17 protein-coding genes are annotated in these 25025 nt (G+C 71.0%); 2 read left to right on the top strand and 15 right to left on the bottom strand.

The window, feature by feature from the left end; genetic code table 11:
* Positions 1-30 precede the first annotated feature (30 nt).
* On the top strand, positions 31-1062 hold the full coding sequence (locus tag ABZ470_RS34325) for a DMT family transporter (protein ID WP_362916650.1): 1032 nt from the start codon (positions 31-33) through the stop codon (positions 1060-1062).
* 88 nt (positions 1063-1150) lie between these two features.
* Here the strand turns inward: ABZ470_RS34325 and ABZ470_RS34320 are convergent, their stop codons facing one another.
* The gene (locus ABZ470_RS34320) at positions 1151-2020 is read right to left on the bottom strand and encodes a methyltransferase domain-containing protein (protein ID WP_362916648.1); all 870 of its coding nucleotides are present in this window, start codon (positions 2018-2020) and stop codon (positions 1151-1153) included.
* 47 nt (positions 2021-2067) lie between these two features.
* Here ABZ470_RS34320 and ABZ470_RS34315 point away from each other — a divergent pair, with 47 nt between their 5' ends.
* Positions 2068-2643 (top strand): helix-turn-helix transcriptional regulator, encoded by a 576-nt coding sequence (locus ABZ470_RS34315; protein ID WP_362916646.1) that lies wholly within the window; start codon positions 2068-2070, stop codon positions 2641-2643.
* A 58-nt stretch (positions 2644-2701) separates the two neighbouring features.
* On the opposite strand, the gene ABZ470_RS34310 is transcribed toward ABZ470_RS34315, so the two are convergent.
* The 14 genes from ABZ470_RS34310 to ABZ470_RS34245 form a co-directional block, all read right to left on the bottom strand.
* Positions 2702-3808, bottom strand: a complete 1107-nt coding sequence (locus tag ABZ470_RS34310) for a nucleotide disphospho-sugar-binding domain-containing protein (RefSeq protein ID WP_362916643.1) — start codon at positions 3806-3808, stop codon at positions 2702-2704.
* A gap of 168 nt (positions 3809-3976) precedes the next feature.
* A complete protein-coding gene (locus ABZ470_RS34305; protein WP_362916641.1) occupies positions 3977-4918 on the bottom strand; it encodes an NADP-dependent oxidoreductase in 942 nt (313 codons plus the stop codon).
* Between the two features lie 209 nt (positions 4919-5127).
* A complete protein-coding gene (locus tag ABZ470_RS34300; protein WP_362916639.1) occupies positions 5128-6726 on the bottom strand; it encodes an amidase in 1599 nt (532 codons plus the stop codon).
* A 130-nt stretch (positions 6727-6856) separates the two neighbouring features.
* Positions 6857-7279, bottom strand: coding sequence for a hypothetical protein (locus ABZ470_RS34295; protein ID WP_362916637.1), 423 nt, complete (start codon positions 7277-7279; stop codon positions 6857-6859).
* A gap of 2 nt (positions 7280-7281) precedes the next feature.
* Complete coding sequence (locus ABZ470_RS34290; protein WP_362916635.1) at positions 7282-13377, bottom strand: RHS repeat-associated core domain-containing protein; 6096 nt, start codon at positions 13375-13377, stop codon at positions 7282-7284.
* A 508-nt stretch (positions 13378-13885) separates the two neighbouring features.
* A complete protein-coding gene (locus ABZ470_RS34285; protein WP_362916633.1) occupies positions 13886-14599 on the bottom strand; it encodes a hypothetical protein in 714 nt (237 codons plus the stop codon).
* 4 nt (positions 14600-14603) lie between these two features.
* Entirely contained in the window at positions 14604-15308 is a 705-nt protein-coding gene (narI, locus tag ABZ470_RS34280) for a respiratory nitrate reductase subunit gamma (protein WP_362916631.1), read from the bottom strand.
* A complete protein-coding gene (gene narJ / locus ABZ470_RS34275; RefSeq protein ID WP_362916629.1) occupies positions 15305-15931 on the bottom strand; it encodes a nitrate reductase molybdenum cofactor assembly chaperone in 627 nt (208 codons plus the stop codon). The genes narI and narJ overlap by 4 nt, the downstream gene beginning before the upstream one ends.
* Positions 15928-17553, bottom strand: a complete 1626-nt coding sequence (gene narH, locus ABZ470_RS34270) for a nitrate reductase subunit beta (protein WP_362916627.1) — start codon at positions 17551-17553, stop codon at positions 15928-15930. Before narH ends, narJ begins: the two co-directional genes overlap by 4 nt.
* Positions 17553-21314 (bottom strand): nitrate reductase subunit alpha, encoded by a 3762-nt coding sequence (locus ABZ470_RS34265; RefSeq protein WP_362916625.1) that lies wholly within the window; start codon positions 21312-21314, stop codon positions 17553-17555. The genes narH and ABZ470_RS34265 overlap by 1 nt, the downstream gene beginning before the upstream one ends.
* 382 nt (positions 21315-21696) lie before the next feature.
* A complete protein-coding gene (locus ABZ470_RS34260) occupies positions 21697-22188 on the bottom strand; it encodes a MarR family transcriptional regulator (RefSeq protein ID WP_362916623.1) in 492 nt (163 codons plus the stop codon).
* Between the two features lie 171 nt (positions 22189-22359).
* Positions 22360-23808, bottom strand: coding sequence for a DNRLRE domain-containing protein (locus tag ABZ470_RS34255; protein WP_362916620.1), 1449 nt, complete (start codon positions 23806-23808; stop codon positions 22360-22362).
* 454 nt (positions 23809-24262) lie between these two features.
* Positions 24263-24493, bottom strand: coding sequence for a DUF6289 family protein (locus ABZ470_RS34250; RefSeq protein WP_362771909.1), 231 nt, complete (start codon positions 24491-24493; stop codon positions 24263-24265).
* A 145-nt stretch (positions 24494-24638) separates the two neighbouring features.
* The gene (locus ABZ470_RS34245; protein ID WP_362916618.1) at positions 24639-24959 is read right to left on the bottom strand and encodes a hypothetical protein; all 321 of its coding nucleotides are present in this window, start codon (positions 24957-24959) and stop codon (positions 24639-24641) included.
* Positions 24960-25025 lie beyond the last annotated feature (66 nt).

The raw sequence follows: 25025 nt of genomic DNA, 5'->3' as shown, positions 1-25025 counted from the left end.
CGATGGGTCAGGTGTCCAATCCTTGGGCGCATGGGTGCAGCACTGTGTCTTCTGTCCGCGGCCTGCTTCGGCGCCATGGCGATCTTCGGCAAGCTCGCCTACGACGCCGGTGTCTCCCCCGGGGCGCTGCTGCTGGTGCGCTTCGCCCTGGCCGCCGTCCTGCTCGGGATCGTCCTGCTGGTACGGCCGGGGCTGCGCCGCGCCGCCTCCGGTTCCCCCCGGGGTGAGGCGGCCGGTCGGCCGGCGATGACGCGCGGCCGGGTGACGGCCGTCGCCGTCGGCCTGGGTGCCGTCGGGTACGCCACGCAGGCGAGTCTGTTCTTCTCCGCGCTGCGGCTGATGGACGCGTCCCTGCTGGCTCTGATCCTCTACACCTACCCGGTCATGGTCACCGTGGTGGCGGTGCTGCTCGGCCGTGACCGGCTCACCCCCGCACGCGGAGCGGCGCTGGCGGCCGCCTCGGGCGGAACACTTCTGGTCCTGCTCGGCGCCGGCGGCGTGAGCTTCCACCCGCTCGGGGCGCTGCTGGCCTTCACCTCCGCGATCACCTACACCGTCTACATCCTCGTCGCCGACACCGTCGTGCACCGGCTGGCACCGGTGGCGCTGTCCGCGCTGGTGATGACCGGTGCGGCCGGCACTCTCGGCGCCCGCGCCCTGCTCACCGGCGGCGTCGATCTCCGTTTCGGGGCGCCGGGATGGCTCTGGCTGGCCTGCATCGCCGTGGTCTCCACCGTCGTGGCGATGCTGACCTTCTTCGCCGGGCTCAGGCGCACCGGCCCGTCGACCGCCGCCATCATGTCCACCTTCGAGCCCGTCGTCACCGCCGCGCTGGCCGCTGTCTTCCTCGGCGAGTCCCTGACCCCGGTGCAGCTCGCCGGCGGCGCGCTGGTGTTGTCGTCCGTGGCAGTCCTCCAGCTCCGGCGCGCCGGTGCCCGCACGAACCCCTCGCCCTCGGCGGTCCGGCGGGCAGGACCCGTCCGACGCCCTGGGAGTGCCGGACCGTCTCCTGGTGCCGAGCTGCATGCGCGTCCCGTGCGATGCGGGCCCGATCACCCCTGATCACCTCGACGGGCCGGTCGACCGGTTGCCCGCCTGATCCGGTCCGGCGCGACCACACAGCCGTCCGGGCGGTCGTCCGGCCCGCCGGTCACGGCCTTCTGGCCAGCCACACGGTCCTCGTGGTACGGACGGTGAGGTCCGTCCGCCGCAGCACGCACTCCGGGCCGTCGCCGTCGAGGAGAACGTCGAGCGCGGCCAGGTCGTCGGCGTCCAGCAGGTTCTCGACGCCGGAGCGGACGCGCCGCAGGGTCGCCAGGGCGTAGCGGCCCGTCGCGGCGGGCAGTGGCGGCCGCAGGTCGATGGCGAAGTTCCGCTCGGTCTCGACGGTGAACCCCGCCTCGGCCAGCGGAGCCCCCCAGTCGGATCCCAGGAGCGGCATGTGCTCGGCGCGCATCTCCGCCAGGAGGGCGTGACAGCGCGCCTCAAGCCCGGGACGGCCGACGCCCTGGTCGTCGGGCAGGAAACGCGGCATCGGCAGGGAGTCCATTTCGAGTACGGCCAGCAGCCCTCCGGGTCTGAGGGCCGCGTGGACGTCGGCCAGGACGCGGCCGGGGTCCGCCATGTGGTGCATGGAGGCCGAGGCCCAGACCAGGTCGACGGCGCCGACGGACGGCCAGGCGGTGTCCAGGTCCGCCTGGACGGTGCGGACCCGCCGGTCGAGGCCGAGGGCGCGGGCCCGGTCCGTGAGGCGGCGCAGCATGTGCTCGTCCTGGTCGAGGGCGATCCCCTCGGCCTCCCCGAACCGCGCGAGCAGCGTCAGGACGCCGGTTCCCGTGCCACTGCCCAGGTCGAGGATCGTACGGGGCGGCGAGTCCGCGGCCAGTCCGGCGATCAGGTCCGTCACCTCGGCCAGGTGGGCGTGCAGGACCTCCGCGTCCAGATCGAGCAGCTCGGCCATGCCCGAGCCGTCGTGGTCGGCGGTGGCGTGGTGATGATGGTGGTGGTGAGGGTTTCCCATGAGGGAACCCTACGAGGAGTTTGCGTCGATGACATACCATCTTGCGTATGAAGCAAGACGGTGATCTCGACAGCGTGGTGCGCGGGCGGATCAGAGGGCTGCGCGTGGCCAGGGGCTGGTCGCTCGACGACCTGGCGGGCCGCTGCTACCTGAGCCCCTCGACCCTGAGCCGCATCGAGACCGGCCACCGGCGCATCAGCCTCGACCAGCTCAGCGCGATCGCCCGGGCCCTGGGCACCACCATCGACCAGCTCGTCGAGCCCGTGGGCGACGAGGACGTGGTGATCAGGCCGAGGCACGACGAGGGGCGGGGGCTGACCACCTGGATGCTGGGCGGACGCGACGGGCCGCACGGGGTGACCGTCGCGAAGATGCGCGTCACCAAGCCCGTACGGCGCGGCGTCGACGAGCTGAAGGTCCACCCCGGCAGAGACTGGTTCACCGTCCTGTCCGGAACCCTCACGCTGCTGCTGGGGGAGCGGACCATCAGGGTCGAGGCCGGGCAGGCGGCCGAGTTCTCCACCATGATCCCGCACGCCTTCGGGGCCGAGGACGGCCCGGCGGAGATCCTGTGCGTCCTCGACCACGAGGGGCAGCGCACCCACCTGTGGCAGCTGCCCTGACCGGCCCGGCCGTACCCGTGACATGAGGTCCGGGGTAGGGCCGGGCCGGCCCGCGGCGTCACGCCACGGCGGGCCTGAGCGCGTCCGGGGTGTACAGCGCCGCCAGTTCGGCGGCGATCTCGGCCGGTGTGGGCAGCGCCTCGATCTCGGCCCTGACCTCGTGCGCCGTCGCGCGCAGCGCCTCGTCGGTCAGCAGGCGCTCGATCAGCGGCACCTCCAGGTCACCGATCAGTGTGGTGAGCGCGCTGCCCCTGGCGGCCAGCGTCTCGGCGTTGATGTGCCGGTCGGCCCCGTTGGGCAGGATGAGCTGCGGAACGCCCAGCGCGGAGCAGGTCAGGGTGGTGCCCGCGCCGCCGTGGTGGATGGCCGCCGCGCTGCCGCGCAGCAGAGCCCCGAGCGGCACCCAGCCGGTCACCCGGACGTTCGGCGGCAGGGGCGTGGACCACGAGGTCTCGCCGGAGCCCGTGGCGATCACGAACTCCGCGTCCACCGCCTCGGCCGCCTCGATGATCGGGGCGAACTCGCCGAGCCCGTGGGTCTCGGGAACCACCGTGCCCAGGGTGACCGCGACCCGGGGCCGGTCGCCCTCGTCGAGCAGCCACTCGGGCAGCAGCCCGCCGCCGTTGTAGGGCGTGTAACGCATCGACCACCGGGGCCGGGGCCCGATCTCCAGGGAGGACGGGACGACGCCGATCGTCTCGACGCCCTTGGGCACCGTGACACCGTGGCGCAGGAACGCCTCGTTCGCGGGCGCCTGATCGAAGACCTCGGGCTCGAACCCACCGACCCCGTAGCTGTGCGCGACACACGGCACGCCCAGCTTGGCGGCGGCCACCGGCCCCGCGGTGAAGATCGGGTCGTAGACGATCAGGTCAGGGCGCAGGCGCTCGGCGAGCCTGACGTGCCCGTCCACGTAGCCGTCCCACATCGCGACGACGAGCGGCTTGATCTGCTCCAGCTCCTCGGGACTGATGCCCTCCCGGGGCTGCTGGAGACGCTCGGCCGCGGGGCCCTCCTTGAAGTCGGCGATCATCCGCGCCGTGGTGAGGCCGGGTACGGCGTCCAGTGTGAGGAACCCGGCGTCGCGGACCGCGAGGGCGTCCCCGGCGGCGGCGAAGGTGACCTCGTGGCCGGCGAGGCGGAACGCCCACGCGAGCGGCACCATGGGAAACACATGCCCGATTCCCGGAGCAGGTACGAAAAGCACGTGCATTTCTGACAGGTCCCCTCTGTCGTTTGACACCCTGTTTTCTTGACCTTGCTCTTCCGGGGTCAAGTCAACCGAATCCCACACGTGTTGATCAAGAGCCACCCGGGTGACTTCTCACGGGAGTCAGGGCACCAGGACGATCTTGCCGCGTCCGTGCCCCTCCTCACTGAGCCGGTGCGCCCCCGCGGCGTCGGCCAGCGGGAGGACGGCGCGGACCGGCAGGGCGAGGGTCCCTGCCGCGTGCAGGGCCAGGGCCCGTGCCACGGCCTGGACACCGTGGCTCTCCCCCTCGCCGCCCCCGGTGAAGCGCGTCCCGGTCTCGACGGCCTCCGGCACGCTCACGATGCCGACGATCCGCTCGGGGCCACCGAGGAGGCCGACCGAACCGGCCAGCGCGCCCCCGGCCGCGTCCAGCACGGCGTCCACCCCCTGGGGCGCCACCTCACGAACCCGGTCGAACACCCCCTCTCCATAGGAGACAGGAACCGCGCCGAGCTCACGCAGGTAATCGTGGTTCGCCGCGCCGGCCGTACCGACGACACGGGCGCCGGACGCGACCGCGAACTGCACCACCAGGCCGCCGACACCGCCGGCGGCCCCGTGGACCAGCAGGGTCTCCCCCGCACCGACCTTGAGGAGGTCCAGCACCCGGTTGGCCGTCTCCGCCGAGGTGTACAGCCCGGAGGCGGCCTCCCAGGACAGGCCGGCCGGTTTGGCGGAGAGCAGGGCGGCGTCGGCGAGGGCGTACTCGGCGTACCCGCCCGCGACGGGGCCGAGGACCTCGTCCCCGGCCGTCCAGGCGCTCACGCCCTCGCTGACCGCCACCACCTCACCGGCCGCCTCGCCTCCCGGCGTGTACGGCAGGTCGACCGGCAGGAACTCCTTGAGCAGTCCGGCCCGGATCTTCCAGTCGACCGGGTTGACCCCGGCGGCGCGCACCCGCAGCAGCACCTGGCCGGGACCGGGGGAGGGGACGGGCACCTCGGCGAGCCGCAGTTCCTCGGCGCCGCCGTAGGAGGAGACGACGACGGCCCTGCCGACGGTGGGAAAGGACGAAGAGGACATGACACTCCTTGAGCCTTGATCGGGGTGCGCGGGCGGTGCGCCCGCGCACCGGGACACGGCCGAAACGGTCTCATCCCCCGAGACGGACGAGAAGCGGAGTGTTTTCCCTAGGATCGAAAATCCTAGTCTCAGAGTCGGGATTTCCGGAGGGCACCCCACGGGCGGAGACCCGTCCGCGGGGTGCGGCCGTCAGCAGGAAAGGGCCCCGGTCAGGGCAGCGTCCGCAGGTAGGTCGGCGGCTTGCGCACCTGGCTCGCCTGCTCGAACGCGTAGCTGATGGCGATCAGCGTCGGCTCGGAGAAACGGCCGCCGAAGAACGTCACGCCGAGCGGCAGCACGTCCTTGGCGTATCCACCGGGGACCGTGACCGCCGGGTAGCCCGCCATGGCCGAGGGCGAGGAGGTGGCGACGAAGTCGGTGAAGTCGTCACCCTTGGTCAGATTGGTCACCCAGGCCCCGTTGTTGGTCGGGGCGAGCACCGCGTCGAGCCGGTTGGCGGAGATCACGGAGTTGATCGCGTCACGGGAGAGCGAGGTCGCCTTCTCCCTCGCGGCGCGGTACTCGAAGTCGTTCAGGTCGCCGCTGGTCGCCTGCGCCTGCTCGAACAGCTCCTGCCCGAAGTAGCGGAGTTCGGTCGAGGCGTGCTTCTTGTTGAACTCGATCAGCCCGGCCAGGTCCGCCGGGTGCTTCCCGGGGGCCTCGGCCAGATAGGCGTTGACGTCGTGCTTGAACTCGTTCGTCAGAGCCGGGAACTCCTGCTCGGCCGCCTCGTCCGTCCCCGTCAGTTCGAGGTTGTCGACCACGGTCGCGCCGCGCGCCCTGAGCGTGGCGATGGTGGCGTCCAGGGCGGCGACCACCTCCCGCTTGTTCCCCGCGGCCGAACGCCAGACGCCGATGCGCTTGCCGGCGAGCGCGTCCGGCCGCAGCGCCTTGAGGTAGTCACGGTTGCCGCCCGGCACGGTGGCCGGATCGCGCGGGTCAACCCCCTGGATGACGGAGAGCACGGCGGCCGCGTCGGTGACGTTCCTGGTGAGCGGGCCCGCGGTGTCCTGGGCCAGGGAGAGCGGCACCACTCCGGCGCGGCTGACCAGGCCGACCGTCGGTTTGACCCCGACGACGCCGTTGATGCCGGCCGGGCAGACGATCGAGCCGTCGGTCTCGGTGCCGATGGTGACCGCGGCCAGGCTCGCGGCGGCGGCGACCCCGGAACCGCTGCTCGACCCGCAGGGGTTGCGGTCCAGGACGTAGGGGTTGTTGGTCTGGCCGCCGACCGCGCTCCACCCGCTTGAGGAGGCGCTGGAACGGAAGTTGGCCCATTCGGACAGGTTGGTCTTGCCGAGGATCACCGCGCCCGCCGCGCGCAGCCGCTGGACCAGGAAGGCGTCACGGGCCGGGCGGGAGCCGAGCAGCGCCAGCGAACCGGCGCTCGCGCGTCCGGCGGCGGCGATGTTGTCCTTGAGCAGGACGGGGATGCCCTCAAGGGGGCCACGCGCGCCCTGGCGCCGCCGCAGGTCGCTCTGCTTGGCCTCCCGCAGCGCCGCGGGGTTGGTCGAGATGACCGCGTGCAGCAACGGGTCGACCGTACGGATCCGGTCGAGGTAGAAGCGGGTGAGCGCCACCGAGTCGAAGCGCTTCTGGTTCATGGCGCGCTGCATGTCCAGGACGGTCGCGCGGTCCAGGTCCAGGCCGCGCAGGACGGTGCTCGACGGGGGTACGGCCGCCTCGTGGGCGTGTGCCGGTGCGGCCACGGACAGCCCGGCGACGAGTGTCGCCGCCGCCAGCCATCGCGTGGAATGCGTGAAAGTCATGGACGACCAGCGTAGCGATCATGCTTTCTGAGGAAAATGTTTCCGGTTCATACTTTTGCCGGACAGGGGCCGCTGTGATGGGCTGACGGACCGCGGTCCGCGAGAGGGGGATCTCGCGGACCGCGACCTCTCAGAGACGGCGGACGGCTCCCCTGATCGACCCCTCAGCCGGTTCCTCGGCCAGGAGGGGGCTCGGCGAGCCGCCACCGACGAGCACCTCCGCCCAGAACACGAACCCCGCGACCACGTAGTCGGAGTTTCTGTCCGGGTCCAGGAGGAACATCCTCGCCTTTCCCCAGCTCTCTCCGACCCGGCGCTCCTCCGAGCGTGTCACCTCGGGATCGGCGACGGTGAGGCGCAAACCGGAGCGGAGAGCGGGCAGGGAGATCCGTGAGACGTCCTGGAACAGGACGTCGAACACTCTCGGTCTCTCCTCGCCTTCGGGGTCGCCGTCGAAGCCTCGCAGGAGCACCTTGCCGTGCCCCACCTCGATCGCCCAGGGCTTGAACCGCCCCGGCAGGACGAGCGGGAGCCGTCCGTTCTCGATCGACACGTTCATCCCACACCAGCCCAGTCGTTGAGCCTACGGTTCCAGCGGAAGAAGTTGACTTGATCCATGATGCCCGCAGCGTCCACCTGCAACAGCTCCCACTGGGTGTGCAGCAGGTCACGAGAGTTGGTGTTCTTGGCGATCTCCAGTGCCTTCGCGGGCCCACGGTTGGCGCCGGGGAGACCGTCCAGCATGAACGAGATCTCGCCCTCGCCGCGTCCGGCCCTGGCGATCGCCGACTGGACCTCGTCCCGCCACGTCGCGCTTGGCGCTCCGAGGAGATTGCGCGCGCCGACCTTCTCCGAGAACTCGTTCAGTTTGAAGTCACGTCTTCCGAGCGCCACATGGTCCTTGGGGCCGATGAAGTCGCAGCCGTCGTTGTGGACAAGGAGCGAGGTTCCGCCGGTGACCACGTGGTAGGTGTGGATGTCGGCGATGGTGAAGTTGTGGACGCGTTCGTGGGCGGTCCACTTCTTGAGCGCGGTGACCTGGACGTGGGTGCCCGCGCTGGTGCGCAGCCACATGCCGGGCTGGAGTTCGCCGGCCTTGAGCCACTTGCGTGCGCTCTGGACCCAGAACGGGTGGCCGTCGGTCGCCGCGATCTGGCCGGTCGCCGATCCTCTGTCGCCGTCGGTGTCGACGGTGACGCGGACCAGGTTCTTTTCGCCCTCGCCGACGATCAGTCGTACGACCGGTTTGGCCGTGGTCTGGCCGGTCTCCGGGTCGGTGGCGACGACCTGTTCGCCGAGGTCGACTTTTTCGATGGGTTTGACGGTGCCGTCGGCCATGAGCACCGGCGTGCCGGCGACGAAGCTGTTGCCGGGTTTGCAGTTCGGCGCCTCGACACGAGGCCTCTCCGACGCCGCCTTGGGTTTCGTCTTGGCCTTGGCCTTGGCGGCGAGGGCTTTGGATCTCTCGGCTGCTTCGGCGGCGACCTTCTTGGCGTAGGCCTCGGCCGCCGCCTTGGCCGCCGCGGCCTTCTCCGCCGCCGCTCTGGCCGCCCTCGCGGCCGCGGCCTTGGCCGCCTCGGCCGCCTTTTCCGCGCCGCGCAGGATGGCCTTGGCCCACTTGAGTTCCTCGAAGAAGGCGAAGACGGCCTTGCCCGCCCGCCAGATCGCCTCGGCGATCTTCTTGGCCTTGAAGATCTTGCCCCAGGGCAGCGCCCCGATCACGGCCATCACACAGGAGCCGATGTCGCCGTTGAGGCAGTTGACGATGTCGTTGATCCCCATGATCTCCATGAGGATCTGGCCGCCCGCCTCCAGGATGACGTCCAGCACGCTCTTGTTCTGCAACTGCTGGGCCTTGGCGACGTCCTCGGGGCTGGGCCCGGACTCGGCCTCCTGGCCGGGGGCGGTACCGCTGCCGCCGCCGTCCGCAGCCGCGTTCACCATGCCGGTGGGGTCGGTGTAGACGAGGGGGTTGTTGGAGGCGTAGGTGTAGGCGGAGGTGGCGCCGGCACCCGTGGGCATGGGATCGACGCTGCTGAACCGGCCCGTGCCGGGGTTGTAGTTGCGGGCGCGCAGGTAGTAGTTGCCGTCGCCGGTCGTGCTGTCCTGGTAGGCGCCGGTGAACCGCAGCGGGTTGTCCGGGCCCGCCGCGACGCTCCGTTCGGGCGCGCCGGCCCCGCTCCGCCCGGCGGCTCCGGCCCCTCCCGGTGGCGGGGTCGCCCGCCCGGTGGCTCCGGCGGTCAGGGTGGTGCCCGTGCGGGGGTTGCCGAACGGGTCGTAGTCGTAGCCCGCCTCGATCTGGCCGGTCGGCGAGACCATGTTGGCGACGCCGCCGAGCCAGTCGTGGGTGTAGGAGTGCGCGCCGCCGGTCAGCAGGGCCAGCGGCTCGTCCTCGGGGCCGTAGGTGAAGCCCTGCCTCTCGACGACGGCGCCGCCCGCGTTGACGGTGGTGTCCAGCGCGATCTGCGGCAGGGTGCCGTTGACGTCCCAGCTCCAGCGCTGGATCGCCGAGACGGTGCCACCGGCTCCAGTGCTGGTCGCCGACAGGCGCAGGCCGGTGGCGTCGTAGGCGAAGGTGGTGGAGTTGCCGTTGACGGTGGCCTTGGCGAGGCTGTTGTCGAGGTTGTACTCGAACCGGTCGGCGCCCGCGCGGATCTGGTTGCCGTTGACGTCGTAGGCGAAGTCGCGGGCGACGCTGGAGCCGGGCCGGGTCACGGTCTCGCGGGTCAGCTGGTCGGCCTCGTCATAGGCGTAGACGGTGGTGTCGTTGCCCGCCGTACCGGTGCGTTTCTGGCTGAGGCGGTTGCCGACCAGGTCGTAGGTGTAGTCGATCCGCCCGGCCATCTGCGAGCCGGTGGCGCAGCTCGTGGCCGAGTAACAGGCAGAGGTGACCCGGTCGACCGTGTCGTAGGCGTAGGAAACCGACTCGCTCGCGGTGCCGCGCGTGGTGACGACCTTGGTGGGGTTGCCGACCTGGTCCAGGGTGAGGTCGAAGGCCGAGACCGGATCGGCGTCGCCGTTCGCGGTGGCGATGCGGGTCAACCGTCCGGCGTCGTCGTAGGCCCGCCTCTCGGTCAGGCCCGTGCCGCCGGGCAGGGTGGTGCTGGTGCGCCGCCCTGCCACGTCGTAGCCGAAGCGCCACTCGGCGCCCGCGCCCGCGGTGCCGCCGGTCACCTTCTGCTCGGTCTGCCTGCCGTCACCGTCGTAGGCGAAGGTGACCGCGGTGCCGTCGGGATAGGTGCGGGAGGTGATGTTGCCGCGCTCGTCGTAGCCGTAGGAGAAGGTCTCGTCGGCCTGGCCGGCGGTCTTGCGGGTCACCTTGAGGATCTGGTCCTCGTCGTCGTAGCCGACCTCCCGCACCCCGGTGGGGTCACCGTAGGAGGTGGTGCGGTCCTTGGCGTCGTAGCCGAAGGTGTAGGCCGGCCCCTGCGAGCCCAGCGCCGTCTTGGTACGGCGGCTCAGGATGTCGTAGGTGTTGACGACGGTCCGCTTGAGGCGCTCCTCGGGGCTGACCCACTCGGGACCGTTGACGGTGATCGCGGTCAGCGGGTTGCTCTCGGCGTCGTAGGTGACCTCGACCCGCCGCGACAGTGGATCGGCCTTGGTGATCAGGCGTCCGGCGTCGTCGTAGGACATCCGGGTGTAGCGGCCCAGCGGGTCGCGCACCGACTCCAGCAGCCCGTCGGTGCTGTAGGTGTAGACGGTGGAGCGGGCCGTCGGGTCGTTCGGGTTGTAGGGCGTCTCCGGAGTGTGGACCGTGGCCGGAAGGTCGTCCTCCCGGTAGGTCCGGTAGGTGGTGCGTCCCTTGGCGTCGGTGACCGAGGTGACCCGGTTGCTCGCGTCGTAGACGGCGGCCGTGGTGTTGCCGAGCGGGTCGACGGACTTGACCTGGTTGCCCGCCTGGTCATACTCGTAGCGGGTGGTGAAGCGGGCGGGGTCGGCGCCCTCGACGTTGCCCCGCGGTTCGGTGACGCCGGTCAGCAGGCCGTCGTCGTCGTATCTCCAGGTGGTCACGCCGCCCTCGGCGTTGGTCTCCTTGATCCGGTTGCCCGCCGCGTCGTACTCGGTGCGGGTGGTCTTGCCCGCCGGGTCCTTGATCTCGGTCTGCCGGCCGCTGCGGTCGTAACCCATGGTGGTCCTGCGGCCGAGCGCGTCGGTGGTGGAGGTGACCTGACCGTTGTTGTCGCGTCCGAACGCCGACTGCTTGCCCAGCTCGTCGGTCCTGTTCGTGGTCCGGTCCAGAGCGTCGACCTTGATGTCGCGCTCGGTGAACCCGCCGCCGGGATAGGGGTGCCGTACCCGGATCGGGTTGTCGTCGGCGTCGTAGAAGTAGGTGGTGGTGAAGTCGGCCGGGTTGGCGCCCGGCTCGTTGCCGCGCGGCGAGGTGACGGTCTTGAGCAGGCCCTTGCCGTCGTAGCCGTAGGTGGTCGTGATGGGGGCCCTGGTACGCAGGAGCGCCTGCGTCGAGGCCCGCCGTCCGGCGTCGGTGTAGGTGTAGGTGGTGGTGCGCCGGGAGTCGTCGACCGTCTTGAGCAGGCCGTTGGCGAAGTAGAAGTAGTCGGTTGTGGCCTCGGTCGGGGTCTGCCTGCGCACCAGGCGGCCGGTCTCGTCGAACCCGCTGCGCCAGGCGCCGTTCTTGCCCGGCTCAAGGGTGCTGGTCACCCGGTCCTGGGCGTCGTAGGCGTAACGGGTGGTGTAGGCCGCCCGGTTGCCACCGGGTACGGTACCGCGTGGGTCGACCGTGGCGGTCTGACGCCCGGTGGCGTCGTAGACGATCTCGCCGCGCCGCCCGGCGGGGGAGATCGCCGCCTTGAGCAGTCCGGCGTTCGGGTCGCCCTGCGGCAGGTACTCGTAGTGGCTCACCTTGCCGCGCTGGTCGGTCGTCGAGGTCCGCAACCCGCGGGAGTCGTAGGTGTGCGTGACGGCGTGGCCCTCGGGGTCCTCGCTGCGCACCAGCTCGTTGAACTCGTTGTAGGTGTCCTTCCACACCTGGCCGTTGGCGTCGGTGTGGGTGGTGGGGTTGTTGCGCTCGTCGAACCGGGTCTTCTCGGAGAAGCCGAGCGGCTGGGGCGCCTTGGTCTGCAGGCGGTTGCCGTTGGCGTCGAAGGTCGCCTCGTGCTGGTGCTGCTTGCCGTTGACCACCAGGTCGCGGTTGAGCTCCCGGTCGTAGCGGTGGTTGTCGGAGTCGCCGGTGCCGCGCTGGGAGTACACCAGCGTGTTGCCCCGGTAGCCGTCCCAGAGCACCACCCCGTCGGGGTCGGTGGTGGTGGCCTCCTGTTTGGCGGCGTCCCAGGCGAAGGTGGTCTGCTTGCCCAGGCCGTCGCGCTGCGCGGTCACCCGGCCGTCGGTGCCGTAGTCGTTGGAGATGATCGCCACGTTGTGCGGGTCGACCACCTGCGACAGCAGGGTGGTGGCGTGGTAGCGGTACCTCCAGGTGAACCCGCGGGCGTCGATCACCGAGGTCAGGAATCCGTCGGTGTAGAAGTAGTTCACGTTGCGGCCGTCGGGCAGTTTGATCTCCCGGATCAGGCCGCCCTCGATCCGCACCGAGACCACCCGGCCCGAGGCGTCGGTGATGTTGACCCCGAGCCCCTCGTAGGCCAGCCGTACCCCGACGTCACGCGCGTTGCGGATCGAGACGAGGCGTCCCTGACCGTCGAAGCCGTAGCGCACCTGCCGTGGTGTGGTCAGCTCCCAGCCGTCCGCCGTTCCGCGCAGGGTGGAGCGCACGCCGGGCGGGCGCTTGTAGGCGCCGCCTGCGGCGGGGGTGTAGCGGGCCTGGGCGCCGTCCTCGGCACGTACCACGGCCACGCCGTCCTCGCCCACGCTCACCCGCATGTCGTAGGACCAGGCCCAGCCGGGACCGAGAGGGCTCGCCCCCCGGTTCATCGAGGAGTAGGTGCGCGCCGAGACGAACTGCGGGCCGTAGGAGGCCATCGCCAGGTCGCGCTCGGTCCGCACGAAGGCACCCGTGCCGGTGTTGACGCCCAGCGCCCTGGAGGCCTGGCCCGCGGCGGTCAGCGCCAGCGCGTTGCCGCACCCACAGCCGGAGGCCTGCTCGTTCGGGACCGGCGGCGGGTCCACGGTCTCGCGCGGGACCGAGCGGTCCGACGGGGCGGAGACCACCTCGCGGCCGTCGTCGTAGACCGCGGCGACGGTGACGAAGTACTCCCTGCCGGTCTCCAGCGTCCAGCCGTCGGCGGCGCCGAAGGAACGGCAGAGGTCGCCCGCGCCGCCGCAGTAGGACCGTTGCAGGTCGGGGCGCTGAACCAGGGTGGAGGTCTGCTCGGTCTGCGACTGGGCGTCGTACAACCGCACCCGCGCCGCCGTCCACGAGGGACCGGCCTGGCCGACGTTGAAGTAGGTCACCAGCGAGGTGTCGCCCAGCACGTAACCCGGACGCAGCGACAGATCGGTGAACCCGTCGTCCACGGCCTTTCTCGCGGTTTTTCCGGTGAGGGACGTCCAGCGTTCCCCGCTGACCCTGACCGGCTGGCCCGCGGCCTTCGCACCCAGGGGTACGACCGGAGGCCGTTCACCCGCTTTGAACGCCCTGTCCGGGCGTATCCCCCTGGGCAGGGGGCGTTCGACGGGGCCGGGACCGGGCCTGGCCTGCGGAACCGGTGGCGGCGCGGCAATCGCGGGAGGCACGTCCGGTACCGTGAGAAATGACGCGACGAGCGTCGAGACGACAAGTGGAATCAGAATTCGGGCATGACGAAGTCGACCGATGGCGGGCATTGCCCAAAACCTCCCCCGTGGAGGGACCGGCAGCGGAAGAATCAGCTATCCAGGTACGCCAACGAGGGAATCATTCGGCATTGTGCACTGCAATGGCTTTGTTTCGCCGATGACGTTTTGTTATAGAGCCCGAATTCGCTGCGTCGAGCAGGTCGTTAATGCGGGGAAAACGTGATCAACGGTTCCGGCCTGGTGTGATGCAATTCCGGGGATCTTCCCTAATCAATCGGGAAGATCGGCCGACCTGATCCTTGCTCACGCTCCGCGTATTCCGTGTGACGCGGAAACACGGCGCCTTCCTTGGCTTTCCGCGCCACCGGGACGCACCCCGCGCCCACCCTGTCCACCGCCGGGTACGGCCGTCGCGATCCACTTCCCGGCACCCACGACCGGGTGGGCGCGGGTGCCGGAAGTGCTCTCAGCGGGGGTCGGGGTCCCGTCTGGGGACGGCGGTGACGAGCAGATGGGCGAAGGTGTCGCTGAAGGCGTGCAGCAGGGCGCAGGCGTGGGAGTCCTTCTCCCGGGTGACGGTGAACGCCAGGCTCCACTGTTCGACGACGGCGCGGTGGACGGTCTCCGTCTCGGCGGGGGCGGCCTCCGTGAGGGCCGTCCGCGACAGGTTCAGGCGGCGGCGGACCTCCGCCTCACGGGCGGAGTCCCCCCGGGCGAGCAGCCGTACGGCCCTGGCCCTGGCCATCGGCCACAGCGGGGTGGGCATCGTCGCCACCAGGATCTCCGCGGCCCGCCGTGCCGCGGTCTCCTTGACCGGAGGCAGGCTGTTGTCCTTTTTCTTTCGCACCGTCCTCGGTGCCGGGGCCGCCAGGGCCGACGGGAGCGGCGACGAGGCCGAGGACGGTTCCGCGGGCAGGAAGGTGAGCAGCTCGGCGGTGGGGGTCAGGAGGCGGGGACGCCTGGCCTGGCGGTTGACGGTGAGGAGCACGGCCGTGGCGACGGCCACGGCGAGCATGAGGGCGAGGAACTGCCAGTGGGTGCGCAGCAGGCCCAACGTGACGAGAAAGGTGGTCGGTCCACTCGGCGGGTGGGGGGTCCGGGTCAGCAGGTGGGGGGTGACGGTCATGGGCATCCTGACCGAGACCAGCGCGACCGGGGCGGGGAGGGGTGAGGTGGTCATGGGATCAGCGCGTCCCGCCCCGGCCCGCGAGCGTGGCCCGCGACCGATAGACGACATAGGGGCGCACCAGATAACCCAGCGGAACGCCGAAGGCGTGCACCAGCCTGCTGAACGGCCACAGCGCGAACAGGGCCATGCCGAGCAGGGTGTGCACCTGGAAGAGCAGCGGGGCGTTCGCCATGGCGGGCACGTCGGGCTCCAGCTCGAACAGGCTCCTGAACCACACCGAGACCCCGAGCCGGTAGTCGTAGGAGCCCGTCCTCGCCCCGATCAGGGTGGCCGCGACCCCGGCGAGCAGGACGGTGGCCAGCACCGGATAGACCAGGCGGTCACCACGGACGCCGGCCTGTCTGACGGCACTGACCCGCAGCCTTCGCCACATCAGGAGGGCGAGCCCGCAGACGGCGGCGACCCCGGCCAGGCCGCCGACGAACAGCGCGTTCGCGCGGTAGAGGGACTCGGTGATGTGCATGTCCTCGGTCAGCCGTTCGGGGACGAGCAGCCCGACGAGGTGGCCCGCGATGACGAACAGCAGGCCGTAGTGGAAGAGCGGCCCCGCCACGCGCAGCAGGCGGCTCTCGTGCAGCTGGCTTGATCGGGTGGTCATCCCGAAGCGGTCGTAGCGGTAGCGCCAGACGCTGCCCGCGACGAACAGGACGAGGACGAGGTAGGGCAGTACGCCCCACAACGCGATCTGCAGATGTCTCACCGGCGGGCTCCCTGGCTGGAGTGCTGAGTGACCGTTGGATAGGGAGTGAGGTCGAGGCCGACACTCTCGGAGGGCGGCCCCGCCTGCGCGATCTCGCCCACCGCCCGGCGTTCCCGCGCGCTCGCCTGAGGCAGGGTCGCGCGTACGGCGTCGAGCACGTCGGCGTAGGGACTGCGGTACTTGTGCAGGGCGGCGGACAGCAGGTCGAGCGCCGCCCGGTGCCCGCGCAGCAGTGGCCCGCCCCGTTCGGGGCAGCGGGCCGCGAACTCCAGCATCAGCGGCAGGAAGTCGGGTAGTTCCGCCTCCTCCGGCCGCCAGCCGCTGGCGCGGTAGAGCGCCTTGATCTCGGCGAGGGAGGCGCCCCGCCGTCTGGTGTCGCCGTCGGTGTAGTAGGTCAGGTGCAGGGTACGGCGGCCGCTGCGGTCGAAGGTCGTGACGTACCGGGCGGCGAGGTCGAGGGTGTCCTGTTCCCGCACGTGGTCGCGGAAGCGCAGCAGGAGGCGGGCGGGCGGTGCCGGGACGACGGCCAGGGCCCGTCCTACCAGGTCGAGGTGGCCGGGCCAGTCGGGACCGGGATAGGCGAGCAGCAGGGAGGCGGCCTGGTGGACGACGGCGTGGTTCATCCGGCCTCTCCTCTGCGGGGTGGGAACAGGCCGTCGGGCCGGCCCCTGCCGTCCCAGCCGAACAGGTTGAACCGCCCGCGCCGCTCGTCGCCGCCGTCCGGGATCGGTGACGCATGGAAGGCGGCGGTGTCCGCTCCCGCCCTCATCCCCGCGAACATGTCCTCCGTCATGCCGGGGCCGCCCGGTCCGTCCAGGCTGCACCCCGCCGCCGCGTCGGCCCGCCCCGCGCCCGCGGCGTAGGCGGTGGGGATCACGTACCGCTCGTCGTACTTGGCCAGGGCGAGCAGGCGGTACATCTCCTCGATCTCCCCGGGCCGCATCCCGACGTCCTCCGCGACCGTGGGATCCGGTTCCTCGCCGAGGTTGAGCGCCCGCATGTGCGAGCGCATCGCCGCGAGCCTGCGCAGCGCCGCCTCGACCGGGGCGGTGTCGCCCGCGGTGAACAGCCCCGCCAGGTACTCCAGCGGGATGCGCAGCGCGTCGATCGCGCCGAAGAGGTTGTCCGCGTCCTCCCCGTCGTTGCCGGTCCCGGCCAGCGCGTCCACCACCGGGGACAGCGGCGGCACGTACCAGACCATCGGCATGGTCCGGTACTCCGGGTGCAGCGGCAGCGCGACCCGGTAACGGGTGATGAGCGCGTTCACCGGGGAGCGCCTGGCGGCCAGGATCCAGTCGTGCGGGATGCCCGCCGCCTCCGCGGCGGCGACCACCTCGGGGTCGTCGGGCGAGAGGAAGCAGTCGAGCTGGGCCGGGTAGAGGTCCTCCTCCCTGGGCGTCGCGGCGGCCTCACCGACCCGGTCGGCGTCGTAGAGCATCACCCCGAGGTAGCGCAGCCTGCCGACGCACGTCTCGGAGCAGACGGTCGGCGCCCCGGCCTCGATCCGCGGGTAGCACAGTGTGCACTTCTCCGCCTTGCCGCTGTCGTGGTTGAAGTACACCTTCTTGTACGGGCAGCCGCTGACGCACATCCGCCAGCCCCGGCACCTGTCCTGGTCGACCAGGACGATGCCGTCCTCAAGCCGCTTGTACATCGCGCCGGAGGGGCAGACGGCCACGCAGGACGGGTTGAGGCAGTGCTCGCAGATGCGCGGCAGGTAGAACATGAAGGAGCGCTCGTACTCCAGCCGCACCTCCTGGCTGACCCTGCGCAGCACCGGGTCGCCCGCCAGGTGCTCGGGGCCGCCGCCCAGGTCGTCGTCCCAGTTGGGCCCCCAGGTGACGGCCGTCGGGGAGCCGTCGATGAGCGAACGGGGCGCGGCCGTGGGCACGTCGTCGCTCAGCGGGGCGTTGATGAGGTTCTCGTAGTCGTAGGTCCACGGCTGGTAGTAGTCGTCGAGCAGCGGCAGTTCGGGGTTGGCGAACAGCCGGCTCAGGCGCCTGACCCGGCCGCCGGAGCGCGGCACCAGTCTGCCGTTGCGCAGCCGCCAGCCGCCCTTCCACCTGTCCTGGTCCTCGTAGCCCCTGGGGTAACCCTGCCCGGGACGGGTCTCGACGTTGTTGAACCAGACGTACTCGGTGCCCGACCGGTTGGTCCATGTCTGCTTGCAGGTGACGGAGCAGGTGTGGCAGCCGATGCACTTGTCCAGGTTCATCACCATGGCGATCTGAGCCATCACGCGCATCAGTACTGCACCTCCTGGGAACGGCGGCGGATGACGGTCACCGCGTCACGCTGGTTGCCGGTCGGCCCGTAGTAGTTGGGCGCGAAGGACAGCTGGCCGTACCCGCCGATGAGGTGGGTCGGTTTGATCAGCAGTTTGGTGAGGGCGTTGTGCACGCCGCCCCGGCGCCCCGTGGCCTGCGACCTCGGCACGTTCACCAGGCGTTCCTGCACGTGGTACATGAAGACGGTGCCCTGCGGCATCCGGTGGGAGACCACGGCGCGGGCGACGACGACGCCGTTGGCGTTGACCGCCTCGATCCAGTCGTTGTCCGCGATCCCGGCGGCCCGGGCGTCCTCGACGCTGACCCAGATGACGGGGCCGCCCCTGGCCAGGGTCTGCATCAGCAGGTTCTCCTGGTACTCGGAGTGGATGGACCACTTGGAGTGCGGGGTGACGTAGCGGACGGTCACCGCGAGATCCCCCTCGTGGGTCCCGCCGTACTCGCCGAGGGCCGCCGTGTCCAGCGGCGGCCGGTAGACCGGGAGTTGCTCGCCCAGCTCGGCCATCCAGTCGTGGTCGAGGTAGAAGTGCTGGCGCCCGGTGAGGGTGTGCCACGGTTTGGCGTGCTCGACGTTGACGGTGAACGGCGCGTAGCGGCGGTCGGGGGCCTCCTTGCCCGACCACTCGAAGCTCGCCCCGACCTGCACGGGACGGTCCTGGGTGTCGGAGAAGACCACCCTGCGCTCGGCGACGGAGGCGGCCAGTTCGGCCATGCCGGAGCCGGGGCCGCAGCGTTCGCCGAGCCTGGTGAAGCCCTCGGCGGCGACCCGCCCGTTCGTGGTGCCGGACAGGGCCAGGATCGCCTCGCACAGCTTGACGTCGCTGTCCAGCAGCGGCCTGCCCGCCGCAGGGCCGTCCCCGGCCTGCCCGCAGCGCGCGGTCAGCCAGCGAGCCTCGGGCGCGGTGCCGACGGTGACGCCCTTGACCGTCAGGCCCACCTGTTCCGGCAGCGGGCCGAGGGAGGCGAGCTTGGCGGCGACGGCGGTGTAGTCACGTTCGACGAGGGTCAGCGCGGGCAGGTTGTGGCCCGGTCGCGCGGGGACGTCGCCGCCGCGCCAGTCGGGGACGCGGCCGCCGGGCTGGGCCGTCTCACCGGGCGTGTCGTGCTGCAGCGCGGTGGCGACCAGGTCGTGGGCGACGTCCAGCCGCCCCGCGGCCAGCTCGGAGAACCTGCGCGCCAGACCGTGGAAGATCTCGAAGTCGGTGCGGGCCTGCCAGGGCGGGCTGATGGCCGGGGAGAAGGCGTGCACGTACGGGTGCATGTCGGTGCTGGACAGGTCGTGTTTCTCGTACCAGGTCGCGGCGGGCAACACCAGGTCGGAGAACAACGTGGTCGAGGTCATCCGGAAGTCCAGCGAGAGCAGCAGGTCGAGCTTGCCGCGCGGCGCCTCGTCGCGCCACTCCACCTCGCGGGGCCTGTCGCCCGGGGGCGCCTCCTGGGCGGTGGCGTTGTCGGGAGCGCCGAGCAGGTGCCGCAGGAAGTACTCGTTGCCCTTGGCGGAGGAGCCGATGAGGTTGGCCCGCCACACCGTCAGCACCCTCGGCCAGTTCTCCGGCGCGTCCGGGTCCTCGCAGGCGAAGCCGACCCTGCCCGCCGCGATCTCCTCGGCCGCCCACAGCGCCGGGTCCTTCCCACTGGCCCGCGCCCTGGCCCCGAGCTCCAGGGGGTTGGCGGAGAAGGTCGGATACGACGGCATCCAGCCGAGCCTGGCCGACTGCGCGACGAGGTCGGCGGTGTGCCGTCCCGCGAACAGCCGCCGCCCGGTCGCGCTGGACAGCGCGTCGGCGGAGAAACGCTCGTAGCGCCACTGGTCGGTGTGCACGTACCAGTACGGTGTGCCCGCCATCTGCCGTGAGGGACGCACCCAGTCGGCGGCCGTGGACAGCTGCTGCCATCCGGCCAGCGGCCGTACCTTCTCCTGGCCCACGTAGTGCGCCCACCCGCCGCCGTTGACGCCCTGGCAGCCGGTCAGCAGCAGCAGTGAGAGGAACGAGCGGTAGATCGTGTCGGAGTGGAACCAGTGGTTGGTGCCCGCGCCCATCACGATCATCGCCCGGCCCCGGGTCTTCTCCGCGGTCGTGGCGAACTCCCTGGCGATCCGGGTGATCCGTTCGGCGGGGACCGAGGTGATCCGCTCCTGCCAGGCCGGGGTGCAGGGGGAGTCGGCGTCGTCGTAGCCGTCCGGCCACCGTCCGGGAAGGCCGGGGCGGCGCACGCCGTACTGGGCGAGGAGCAGGTCGAAGACGGTGGTCACCAGGCGTCCGCCGATCCGCCGCACCGGCACCCCGCGCCGTACCGCGCCCGTCTCCCCGTCGCCTTCACCGAGGCCGGAGTCGAAGCGGGGCAGCAGGATCTCGGCGGTCTCGCCGCCCTGCGGCGGGTGGAGGCTGAGCAGCGGCTCGACCGCGCCCAGGTCCAGGTTCCACCGGCCCGCGCCCTCCTCGGTCCAGCGTTCGCCGAGGGTGCCGTTGGGCGCGACCGGCTCACCGGTGACCGCGTCGAGGAGCACGGGCCGCCACCGGTCGGCCGCGTTCACCGCGGCCCCGTCCCCTGGGGCGCTGCCCTCTGGGGCGCCGTCCGGTGCCAGGTCGGCGGCGGTGACGAACTTGCCGGGCACGTATCCGCCCGTCTCGTGCTCCTCCAGCGCGACCAGGAACGGCAGGTCGGTGAAGCGCCTGACGTAGTCGGTGAAGTACGGCACGGTGCGCTCGACGAAGAACTCGTTCAGGATCACGTGTCCCATCGCCATGGCGACCGCGCCGTCCGTGCCCGGATGCGGGTGCAGCCACTCGTCGGCGAACTTCGTCGCGTCCGAGTAGTCGGGCGAGACCACGACGACCTTCTGGCCCCGGTAGCGGGCCTCGGCCATCCAGTGCGCGTCCGGGGTGCGGGTGACCGGGACGTTCGACCCCCACAGCATCAGGTAGGCCGCGTCCCACCAGTCGGCCGACTCGGGCACGTCGGTCTGGTCCCCGAAGACCTGGGGCGAGGCCACCGGCAGGTCGGCGTACCAGTCGTAGAAGGACAGCATGGGGGCGCCGATGAGCGACATGAAACGCGCGCCGATCGCGTGCGAGGCCATCGACATGGCGGGGATGGGGGAGAAGCCCGCGACGCGGTCGGGGCCGTACTTCATGATGGTGTGGACGTGCGCGGCGGCGGCGATCTCCAGCGCCTCCTCCCACCCGATCCGCACCAGCCCGCCCTGGCCGCGCGCCGACTGGTAGCGCCGTCGTCTCTCCGGGTCCGAGGTGATCTCCGCCCAGGCCGCGACGGGGTCGCCGAGCCTGGTTCTGGCCTCCCGGTACATCCGCACCAGGACGCCACGGGCGTGCGGGTGGCGGACCCTGGTCGGAGAGTAGGTGTACCAGGAGAAGGAGGCCCCGCGCGGGCATCCCCTCGGCTCGTACTCCGGCCGGTCGGGGCCCACGGAGGGGTAGTCGGTCTGCTGGGTCTCCCAGGTGATCAGCCCGTCCTTCACGTACACCTTCCAGGAGCACGACCCGGTGCAGTTCACCCCGTGGGTCGAGCGCACCACCTTGTCGTGCGCCCATCGCTCCCGGTAGGGGGCGTCGTTGACTGCCTGGTCGCCGCGGAAGACGGCCCGCAGGTCGGGGGTTGTCTCCGAGCGGTGCAGTAACCTGCCCGCCTGGAGGAGCATCTCCGTTGCGGCTGCCGCCGCCCGGTCGGTTCTGTCACGCGCTGTCCGAGGAACCATGGAACCCCCTCGGCGGGCATGCGTCATCACGCCCGCGCCGCTCCTGATGTTCACTGTGTGGAGCTGCCCGCTGTCGGTGGCGGCCTCATTGCCGCATGGAAACAACCGGAGTCAGCAGCCGGGCAACACTTTCGTCAAGGAAAGTGTTTCTATCATGCGATGGTTAACGGGGGAATCCGTCTGCTCGGCATGTCGATTCTTTCGGGCCCGAAACGCGCGAGACGGTCCTCCGGAACGACGGAAAGGGTCGCCGGGAGGGCCGTCTGCGGGGTTTTCTGCACGTCAGGTGGATATGAGGAAGGAAAATGAGCCATTGATGTGGGCCGTCGCGAACGGGCCTTTATGGCTGGATGTGTGGGGTTGTCATGGGGAAAGCGGAGCTTCAGGAGAGAAGGTCGGTATCATCCTCGTCCTGCGCGACCGCGGTGAACTCCTGCAGCCCCCGGGCGAGGGCCTGCCGCGTCCCGGGCGTCAGCCGCTCCAGCGCCGCGCCGATGCGCCTGCGACGGGCCGAGCGCAGCCGCCGCAGCGTCTCCCGGCCCCGCTCGGCGGTCTCGATGCGGATCTCACGGCGACTGTGCGGGGCGGGGAAACGGGTCAGCAGCCCGGCGCCGTCGAGCCGGTCGACCATCCGGCCCGTGGCCGAGATCGACATGCTGAGGTGGGCGGCGAGCGTGCTGAGGTTGAGCGGGCCGTGCCGGTCGACCGCCAGCAGCACCCGAAGCTGGGTGAGCGACAGGTCGCTCATCTCGGCCACCGCGTTGAGCGTCACCTCGACCAGGACCAGGGAGGCCTCCTCGACCACCCAGGCCGAATCGCTCTCCTCGCCGGAGGGAAGCTCGTCGCCGCCGCCGTGGATCGCTTCGGTGGTCATGCGCGCCCTTTCGCTGTACGGTTCGCCGCCCCCGTGGCGACGCCCTCTGTTTAGACCGTACTGAGCCCGGGCCGTCCGCACGACCGTGTACGCGGACCGGCCCCGCCGGGGAGCGCGTCGCGCCCGCCCGCCGGGGCCGGTCCTGGGTCGGTGAAAGGGGTCGGCGAGAGGTCAGTGCCGCCGGTAGGTGACGGTGAGCGTCGGCTGCCCGACGCCCTCCTCCTTGTTCTCCGAGGCGGCGAACGCACGCCAGTTGTTGGCCTCGGCCTCGTTGGCGCTGCGCAGCTGGACGCCGTGGTTGGGGGCGCCGGCGGCCCAGGCACGGGCGATGGAGGTCACCTCCCAGCGCAGGTAGCCCGCCCCGCGGCGGCAGGGGGCGGTCCAGGTACGGCCGCGACCCTCACGGTTGGTCGTGGCGCCCGCCGAGGTCGCCGGGGGCTTGTTCGCCCAGGTCAGGTTGTGCTCGTTCCAGGCGCCGGTGAGGCGCTCAACGGTCAGGCCCGAGCCGACCCGCCTGCCGCAGGCGCTGGTCTCGACGTTCCACAGCCCGAGCCGGGCCGACAGGACCTTCTTCCTTTTCAGTGCGTGGGTGTCGAACTTCAGCAGGGAGCGCATGACGTCGCTTCCGCTCTGGTCCTCCTTCAGCATCGTCCCGGCGATGATCAGGACGTCGCCCGGGTGCGAGTTCCAGGAGGTCGCGACGTCGGTGTCCGCCTCGATGGGCAGGGTGGTCGTCGGGTCGACGGTCACCGGGTAGACGGTCGCGGGGTTGGACAGGAACGCCTGGTCCGGCTTGAGGACCAGGGTCGTCGAGCCGTTCTCCGTCTCGACCCTCGTGTCGATCACCGAGACCGCCTTACCGCGGGGCTTGCCGTGCCCGCGCGAGTCCCACATCAGCGGCTGCGACGCCGAGGCGACGACCTCGCCGTTGTCCGCGCCCTCGGTGTCGGTCAGCAGCAGCCGTCCCGCCGGGGACTCCGACAGCGCGACCCCGGTGGTCTGGACGGGGATGCGCAGTTCGAGCGGGCCAGAGGGCCGCTCCCGCAGCACCACGTCGTGCCGGAAACCGGTGGGCAGCGCGGTCACGACGAGGTCGGCGGCGGGTCCGGCGGCGTCGGTGAACGTCGCGACGTTCCCCTTGACGACGGGCTTGGGCAGCGGCTTGGGCCACTGCAGGGAGAACACGCGTCCCGCGTCGTCCGTCAGCGTCGCCAGCGGCCCGTCGCCGCCGCCGGAGATCCTGACGTCCGCCCGCGCCGCGCGCGGCCTGAGCGCCCCGCCCTCCTCGACCAGGTCGGTGTCGACGGCCACCCACTGGCCGTTCCGCCTGACCTGCGAGGGGCCGGAGGTGATCGTGGAGGTGAAGCTGCCGTCGGGGTTGGCCACGGTGGTGCTGGTCTCGTCGGTCAGACCCGGCACGGGGACGGCCCGCCCCAGCGAGGCGGCCTGCTCCGCGGCGGCCTGCTCGACGGCGTCCCGAGCGTCGTCGTCGGCCACGGTCTGCGGCTGCCCTGCGCCCGGCGCGGCCAGGGCCTGGACGGCCGTCCCGCCGGTGAGAGCGGCCACCGTCGTCACGCCCAGGGCCAGCCGGCCCAGGGAACCCCCAAGAGAAATGCGCATGTGCGTCCTATGTCGTGAGCGAACATTCGACGGGAATGCCTTTTCGCACGGAAAACGCGTTCACACCGACCGTGACGGGTCGCGTGGAGTTCGGGCGCCCGTCATTTCCCCTGGAAACGGCGGGCGGTTACGGATTCCTCCGGCATGGGATTCACCGGCGCCGTTTCTTGCCCCGTGGCGTCGGTGTGAAGAGGGAGGAAGGCGGCCGGTTCGCCGAGCGAACCGGTGTGATCACCCTTGGTGAGGGTGTCCCGTCGTGGGTGCGAGCATGGTTCCCCGTTTCTGCGATGAAGCAAGATCCCCGTTGGCCCAAATAACTATCACGAATAAGTACTGAAAAATAAGGACATTAGTGCAGTGTGGCGCACGTCACACCGGTGTATCCGTTTCCTTCCGCGACGCGGAACGCGCGGGGCCGCACCCCCGTTTCCCGGACGTACGGCCCCGCGAACTGTCAGCAGTCGCTCTCGTGGTAGGTGCTGTGACCGCTCCAGACCCCCCAGCTCGCGGTGTAGCCGTAGCAGTCGGTCCACTCGCCGCCGACCGCGGTGGTGAGCGAGTCGTCGGAGTAGTAGGTGGTGCTGCAGCTGCGGCCCATCCCGCAGGGCATGGCCTGGGCCGGGGCGGCGGGGAGAAGGGCGAGGAGGGGAGCGGCGAACGCGGTGACGAGGAGCACGCGGCGCATCGTTGGGGGGTCCTTCCTGTTCGTGGGAGGGCGTGGAACGAAAAGGCCCCGATGGCGGACGGCGGAGGCCTCATGGATCCCTCATGGATCCTTCATGGATCACTGCCAGGGTGTGCGCGGGACGGTGAACCGGCAACCGGAGGTCTCATGGATGAGGCCGTCCCGACAGTCGCGGTGCCGGGACGGCGATGTCCGAAAACCAGTCCGCGACGTAGTCGATCGAGTCGATCCAGTACCCCGACCCCGCCGACAGCCTGCGCGCGTGCATGAACATGGCGCCGCCCTCGTAGGAGTAGGCGCACCGCTGCCCGCCACGCTCGGACTCGCATTCCTGGAAGATGTGGCCGACGCCGCCGTACCCGGTCCTGAACAGGGTCCTCACCGTCCCGGCCGAGGCGACCTCAAGCCCGCGGTTCCTGTCTGTGGCCTCCCGCACGATGACGCCGGCGCTCGCCTGCCGGTTCACGAAAAAGCCCTTTGTTTCGGAAACGGTGCCGAGCGCCGCCCGGAGTAAGGTGCCGCAGAGAGGAGT

This window comes from Streptosporangium sp. NPDC020072 (genome assembly GCF_040631445.1).
In the GTDB taxonomy this organism is placed as follows: domain Bacteria; phylum Actinomycetota; class Actinomycetes; order Streptosporangiales; family Streptosporangiaceae; genus Streptosporangium.
Note: the sequence above shows the minus strand (reverse complement) of the source record. Positions and strands in the feature narration are given on the sequence as shown.